The sequence below is a fragment of the Pseudomonas sp. SJZ080 genome, from assembly GCF_007828295.1.
GTDB lineage: Bacteria > Pseudomonadota > Gammaproteobacteria > Pseudomonadales > Pseudomonadaceae > Aquipseudomonas > Aquipseudomonas migulae_A.
This window is the reverse complement of sequence record NZ_VIUK01000032.1, coordinates 47,281-53,561: the sequence shown is the minus strand read 5'-3', so window position 1 is coordinate 53,561 and position 6,281 is coordinate 47,281. Positions and strand designations below refer to the sequence as shown.

Sequence of the window (6,281 nt, the reverse complement as noted above, 5' to 3'; positions counted from 1 at the left end):
TGCTTCAAGCACCGCGGACTCACAGCTTGCCATCCACCCCTCTCACCCCAGAGCTTATTCCTAGATCTAGACACAAGCGGGCTTGCTCGCGAATGATCTCGAGAACACTGCAAATCTCATGTCGACTGGATAATACTCAACCGCTCACCCACCACCATCTCGGTAATCCAGTCCACCAGAATCGAGGTGTACGCCTGTTGCGAAACCGGCTCGCTCAATGCGTGATCGGCACCGTCGATAATGCGGTGCGTCAGCGAATGCGTCTGCTGGCACGCGGCGCGGTAGCTCATGATCGTCGCGTGTGGCACGTAGTCGTCGTTCTCAGACTCCACCAACAGCACATCCCCGGTAAATTGCGAACAGGCGTGCAACGCGCGATTGCTGTCGGTACGAACCAGCGTGCTGCGGTAATCACGCAAATCCATCTTGTCCAGATCGCGCTTGGGCGTATGCCATTGCTCGTCGCGATACAGCGCCGGCACCCGCAGCGCCAGCCAGCGTACCGGCCGCAAGGAAGTCAGGATCGACGCCAGGTAACCGCCATAACTGGTGCCGACCACGGCAATCGCCGAGGTATCGAGCGCCGGGTGCGCGAGCAATCGGTCGTATGCCGCCAGCAGGTCGCGCAGGTTGTCTTCGCGGGAGACCCGCGTCAGCGGAATGCCGGTCCCGCCGGTGTGCCCGCGCAAGTCGAACGTCAGGCACACGCAGCCTAGACCGGCGATGCCTTTTGCCCGCTCAAGGTCGCGTTCCTGGCTGCCACCCCAGCCGTGCACGAAGAGCACGCCGGGGACTTTCGATTTGGGGCTGAGAAAAGTCCCGCTCATCTGTTCATCGTCGATGTCGATCTGAATGGTTTCGCTTCTAGCCGTCATAGGAATGGACCGTTACGTACTTGAGAAGAAATTCACTGTTTTGCGCCGGCCCGCGGTACACCTCGATGGCGTCCGCCGGCAGCGCCTGATCGATGTAGGTTTCCACCGAAGACACGCGGATGGCGCGCATGCCCGGGTGATTGACGAAACTCTGCAACGCCGCCACTTCCGCACTGCTCGCGCCGCCCATGCGCCAGGACTGTTCGAGTACACCGCTGCGCTGCCGGCCGTTAGTGTCCAGGCCTTGCGCGATGTCGTAGTTGCGACGCGACGCGTAGAAACCGGGATAGGCCTCATTCGCGGCGTTGTCGAACACCTGGGCTTGCCGGATCGCCAATCGCACCTCATCGGGCAGATCCAGCCTGAGCAGATCGTCGTAGTCACCCTGCACCACCAGCAGGTTGGACCCTCCGTAAACCTGCTCGCCCTGACCGTCTTTGGTCAAGTATTGATCACCGCAATAGCTCAGCACGTTGTCGCCGATGAAGCTTTGCCCGACGCTGTGGGTCACCACATCGGTCAGGTCCTGTTCCAAAACCACGCCTTCGGTGAACAGCGTTTGGGCCTCGGGCCTGGCCAGGATTTCGTCGAACTGATCAAGGCTCTTGATCACCTCCTGACCCCGCCCGGCACAGGCATGAATCGGCTTCAAGCGAATCGGGCCGCTGTACAGCAAGTGTTCCGCCGCAGGACGCGCATCGTCGAAGGAAAACACGCTGAAGCCATCGAGCACCACGCTGCGCACCCGCTCGGAAAACAGCGGCGACCAACCTTGCGGAGCATGGGCATTCTTGTTGCGCAGGCCGTGGCTGATGGCTTTGGTGCAGATGAAATCATGCTCGACGTAGCCACCCCACAAATCCTCCGGTCCGCTGACTCCGAGCTGTCGCGCGGCAGCGGCACCGACCAGGGTTTGAGTGGGCAACAGATAAAGGTCTCGACCGCTGTGCCGTTCGGGATCGTAACTGCCACCGAATTTGAGCCCGAGGATAAGCGCCAGCCAACGGGCCAGCGCGCGGTTGGTTTCGACTTCATGTTGTGGCGCGTCGGGGCGCACCGAATGGGCGACTACCAGCTTCTTGCGGTTTGTTGGGGTCATGCGTCCCCCTTCAATCGGCGCTAGATGAATGTAGTGGTAGGGGTGCAGAGATCAGGCCAATGGCACCCGGTGTGAAATGAGCGGCAAATCAAGAAGTTGTTGAAAAGGTGATAGCACTACGCCTGTCTTATTCTGCACGACACCTGTTTCAGTTCCGGCATTTTGCACGACCCAAGCCATACTCAGATCCAATGTGGGAGCGGGCTTGCTCGTGAAAGCGGAGTGTCAGTCAGCATCAATGTCGACGGACATGCCGCCTTCGCGAGTAAGCCCGCGCCCACATTTTGATCTGCGGCGTTCTGGCTAACGAGCCACGGCGGCAGTCGGCGAAACGCCAAACCGCGCCCGATAATCACTCGGCGCCAGCCCGGTTATCTTCTTGAACGTCGCGCGAAAGGCACTCGGGTCCTGATAACCCACGGTCCAGGCAATGTGATCAATGGTGCCGTTGGTGAATTCAAGCATTTCCCGAGCCTTGCCGACCCGCAGGTGCTGGCAGTATTCGGTGGGTTTCAACCCGGTCGCGGCGCGGAATCGGCGCAGGAACGTGCGCTCTTCCAGCCCTGCCCGTTCGGCCATCGCCGTCAGCGACACATCCGTCGCCCCCGTGCTTTGCAGCCAGTGCTGAACCTTGAGAATCGAGGCGTCCCCATGGCTGAGGATCGGTGAAAAATTACTGCCGCATTCGCTCGCGCTGTCGCTGTGTTCCACCACCAGAAAACGCGCCGTGCCGGTGGCGATGCTCGGCCCCAGCAGCCGGTCGACCAGACGCAAACCCAGCTCGGACCAGGCCATTAACCCGGCGGTGGTAATCAGGTCGCCGTCATCGACGATGGGTGTATCAGCCTTGAGTCTGATCGCCGGGTAACGTTCGGCGAAGGCCTTGGCCGAGGTCCAGTGGGTGGTGGCGCTGCGGCCGTCGAGCAGACCGCTTTCGGCCAATAGAATCGAGCCCACGCAAACGCCGCCAAGGGTCGCACCTTGTGCGTGTTGCTGCCGAATCCAGCTCAGCAAGCCTTGCGGCGCCTGGCCTTCGGAAAAACCGGCAATCGACGGCGGGATCAACACCGCCACCAATGCACCGTCCGGCGCGGGATGGCTGTCGTAGACGCGCTTGGGCGCCTGATCGCCATCGACCTGCCAATGGCTGACCCGCAACAGCGGCAACTGCGCCGCCTGATAGTCGGCGGCAATCCGGTTCGCCACCCCGAACAAGTCCGTCAGCCCGTGCACCGCCGCCATCTGCGCGCCCGGATAAATCAGCACGCCCAGCTCGGCGATTGCCCTTTGTGCGTCCATTGTCAGTTTTCCCCCTTCTATTGTCGGTGCGGCCAATCCTCGGACGGCCCGCCAGACCCGATACTTCATTCCACACCCAACACACACTCGAGGAAACAGTCATGGCCAAGCAAGCACTCATCGTAGTCGATATCCAAAACGACTACTTCCCCCAGGGCAAGTGGCCGCTGGTCGGTGCGGATGCCGCTGCGGACAATGCCGTCCGCCTGATCAAGGCCTTCCGCGATGCCGGCGATTCGGTGGTGCACATTCGCCACGAATTCACCTCCGATGAAGCGCCGTTCTTCACCCCCGGCTCTGAAGGCGCGAAGCTGCACCCCAAAGTCCTCAACCGCGCCGACGAGCCGGTGGTGCTCAAGCATTTCGTCAACTCGTTCCGCGAAACCGAACTGAAGTCGATCCTCGACGAACAAGGCATCAAGGAACTGGTGGTGGTCGGCAGCATGAGCCACATGTGTGTCGACGGCATTACCCGTGCCGCCGCCGACATGGGTTATGTCGTCACCGTCATTCACGACGCCTGTGCCTCACGGGATCTGGAGTTCAACGGCCTCACCGTTCCGGCCGCCCACGTTCACGCAGCCTTCATGTCGGCGCTGGGTTTTGCGTATGCCAGCGTGGTGTCTACCGACGAGTTCCTGGCTGGTTAAGACGAAAACCTGTGGGAGCGGGCTTCCTCGCGAAGGCGCCGGGTCAGTTGACATCAACGTTGACTGACCCGGCGCCTTCGCGAGCAAGCCCGCTCCCACAGTGGTGCGTAGCGTACACATCAGTTGTGAACCCACAGGTTCAATAGCCCGAAAAAATCTCACGCGTGAGCTATTGAGGGCGGCGGAAATTGCCTGTAGTGTTTCTCACGCGTGAGTTTTTTCACAACGAGGTCAGCATCATGAACAGCAGCTCTCCACCAGATCCGGCTTCCGGTTCTGTGACCGATTCCGCGAGCCGCAAGGGAGAGCGCTCGAAGCCGTCCGCGAAAAAGCCGTCGAGCTTCTACATGAAGCAGATGCGCGCGGGCCTGGGTGCCGCCGGTTATGTGAAACACGAGACTTGGGTGCTTCCCGAAAACCGAAGCCTGCTCAAGCAGATGGAGAAACAGCTACGCCAACCGATTCTGGCTGGCTCATTCATGTCGGAGAATTACATGAGCGCAGGTAACAACTGGAACATCGATCGCCTCTACAGCGCCCTTCAAGCCCTGGACGAAGTGGTCTCGAACGACATCACCCTCTCCCTGGTTCAAGGCTCCGAGTCCAGCATCAAGCTGGAAATGAACGACTTCGGTGGCTTGCCGATTTACATCGCAGTGGTGGGCGACCAGATCATCGTCGATACCGTGCTGGTCGACATCGAGTCGATCAAGGACGTGCCGGCCTTCAATGAGGCCGTGTTGCGCAGCCGGGAAATGTTTCCGCTGTCGTCGATCGGTATCGAGTCCATGCCCAACGGCCAGGTCGTTTACAACATGTTCGGCGCGTTGAGTTCCGACTCGAGCCTGACCAACGTCGTGACCGAGGTGAAAACCCTCGTCGACAACGTCCAGCGCGCCAGCGAAGCCTTCGAACGTTTCTTCAATTAATTATTCGGGATTAGGGAGTATCCAATGACTCAGTCCATCTGGAGCAAATTGTTCACCGCGCTGCGTGGCGGTGCCAATGAGGTCGGCGAATCGATCGTCGACCAGCAGGCCCTGCGCATCCTCGACCAGGAAATTCGCGATGCCGACGGCGCACTGGCCAACGCCAAGCGTGAGCTCGTCACCATCATGGCCAAGCACAAACTGTCGGCCGATCGCGTCGGCGAGTACAACGCCAAGATCAAGGACCTGGAATCCAAGGCTCTGGCCGCGATCCAGGCCAATCGCGAAGACCTGGCACTGGAAGTGGCCGAAGCCATTTCGACCCTGACCAACGAGCTGGATGTCGAGCAAAAGCAGGCCACCGAATTCGGCGGTTATGCGGACAACATGCGCAAAGACATCACCAAGGCTGAAAGCCGCATCAGAAGCTTGCGCCAGCAAGTGGACATGGCCAAGGCGCGCGAAAGCGTACAGAAAGCCCAGGTCAGCGCGTCCATCGCCAGTGGCGGTGCCAACGGCAAGCTCGAAACCGCGGTCGGCACGCTGAACCGCTTGCAAGCCAAGCAGCAGCAACGCGCCGCTGAACTGGAAGCGCAGGACCAACTGGCCGATGCGTCGACCGGCACCGACCTGGAGCGCAAGCTTCGCGAAGCCGGCATCACGCCGGATACCGGCAGCGCCAACGCGATTCTGGAACGCCTGAAGCAGAAATCGGCTGAGTAACAGAGGCCGGATGCATAACCTGTGGGAGCGGCGGTGCGAGCAAGTCGAATCGTCGCACCGCCGCTCCCACATGGATTCTGCGCCATGTTTTTTGTTGATTCGAGGTCAAGGATGGATGCCCTGAAGGGTTTCAAGACAATCGCCAGCCTCGCCATTTTCATGGTGGCGCTGCAACTGCTCAATGTCGCGACCGGTTACAGCCTTGTGGCCTTCGGCCTGGTGCCGAGAACAGTCCACGGACTGGGCGGCATCATCACCTCACCCTTTTTGCACGCGTCCTTTGCACACCTCAGCGCCAACCTGATTCCCTTCCTGATTCTGGGCACCCTGGTCATTGTCGACGGGCTCAACCGGTTCCTGGCCGTCAGCGCGATCATCATTGTGCTGGGTGGCGCGCTGGTCTGGTTGTTCGGTTTTTCAGGCGTGCACATCGGCGCCAGCGGCTGGGTATTCGGATTGTGGGCGTACCTCCTGTCTCGTGCCTGGTTTCACAGGAGCTGGGGCAACCTGATCACGGCCAGCGTCGTGGCCTTGCTCTATGGCAGCCTGGTCTTTGGCTTCCTTCCCCGCCAGGGTGTTTCCTTCGAAGGGCATCTGTTTGGTGCGCTCGCCGGATTTATTGCAGCCAAGATACTTTTATCTGCACCGCGCAACAGGTTTAATGCCGCTCGGTAGCCGCAATCCAGCATTCAGACGCCGGGGCGAT

Annotated in this window: 7 protein-coding genes; 4 read left to right on the top strand and 3 right to left on the bottom strand. The window is 60.2% G+C overall.

Going from position 1 to position 6,281, the window contains the following annotated elements:
- Positions 1-116: 116 nt before the first annotated feature.
- The 3 genes from FBY04_RS28915 to FBY04_RS28905 form a co-directional block, all read right to left on the bottom strand.
- Positions 117-875 carry a S9 family peptidase gene (locus FBY04_RS28915; protein WP_145318744.1) on the bottom strand — a complete coding sequence of 253 codons (759 nt, stop codon included), beginning with the start codon at positions 873-875 and terminating at the stop codon, positions 117-119.
- Positions 865-1,974: a DUF3182 family protein gene (locus FBY04_RS28910; protein WP_145318742.1), complete on the bottom strand. Its 1,110-nt coding sequence runs from the start codon at positions 1,972-1,974 to the stop codon at positions 865-867. Before FBY04_RS28910 ends, FBY04_RS28915 begins: the two co-directional genes overlap by 11 nt.
- A gap of 303 nt (positions 1,975-2,277) precedes the next feature.
- Positions 2,278-3,273 (bottom strand): GlxA family transcriptional regulator, encoded by a 996-nt coding sequence (locus FBY04_RS28905; RefSeq protein WP_145318739.1) that lies wholly within the window; start codon positions 3,271-3,273, stop codon positions 2,278-2,280.
- Between the two features lie 101 nt (positions 3,274-3,374).
- Here FBY04_RS28905 and FBY04_RS28900 point away from each other — a divergent pair, with 101 nt between their 5' ends.
- The 4 genes from FBY04_RS28900 to FBY04_RS28885 all read left to right on the top strand — a co-directional run bounded on the left by FBY04_RS28900 (position 3,375) and on the right by FBY04_RS28885 (position 6,250).
- Entirely contained in the window at positions 3,375-3,923 is a 549-nt protein-coding gene (locus FBY04_RS28900; protein ID WP_084319651.1) for a cysteine hydrolase family protein, read from the top strand.
- 347 nt (positions 3,924-4,270) lie between these two features.
- Positions 4,271-4,852 (top strand): YjfI family protein, encoded by a 582-nt coding sequence (locus FBY04_RS28895; RefSeq protein ID WP_145318750.1) that lies wholly within the window; start codon positions 4,271-4,273, stop codon positions 4,850-4,852.
- Between the two features lie 24 nt (positions 4,853-4,876).
- Entirely contained in the window at positions 4,877-5,575 is a 699-nt protein-coding gene (locus tag FBY04_RS28890; protein ID WP_145318736.1) for a PspA/IM30 family protein, read from the top strand.
- 111 nt (positions 5,576-5,686) lie between these two features.
- Positions 5,687-6,250 carry a rhomboid family intramembrane serine protease gene (locus tag FBY04_RS28885; RefSeq protein ID WP_145318747.1) on the top strand — a complete coding sequence of 188 codons (564 nt, stop codon included), beginning with the start codon at positions 5,687-5,689 and terminating at the stop codon, positions 6,248-6,250.
- Positions 6,251-6,281 lie beyond the last annotated feature (31 nt).